The following is a 259-nucleotide window of genomic DNA, read 5'->3' as shown; positions in this document are numbered from 1 at the left end:
GAAGCCGTAGCCCGCCATGGTCATCAGCTTGGGCAGCCACGAGCCCAAACCATACACCATCAGCAGGCACATAAAAAACGCCTGAAAAAACATCAAGGTGCTCAAAGCGCGGTTGTTGCTGAACAAAGCCGCGAGCGACTGCTCGGTTTTCTGCGGCTGGTGCACCGCCAATTCGGCATCATCGGGCAAGGGCTTGCCAGTGAGCGCGGCCAGCACTTTGCGCGCCTCGGCTATTTTGCCTTGGCGCACCAAAAAAGCC

Annotated in this window: 1 pseudogene; it reads right to left on the bottom strand. The window is 57.9% G+C overall.

The features are described 5' to 3' along the window. Positions 1–216, bottom strand: a pseudogene (locus tag V0R37_RS22640) (aromatic acid/H+ symport family MFS transporter); the annotation flags it as partial. Between the last annotated feature and the right edge of the window lie 43 nt (positions 217–259).

It is taken from the genome of Pollutimonas rozaliensis (assembly GCF_048751585.1).
GTDB lineage: Bacteria > Pseudomonadota > Gammaproteobacteria > Burkholderiales > Burkholderiaceae_B.
This window is presented reverse-complemented; position numbering and strand designations above follow the sequence as displayed.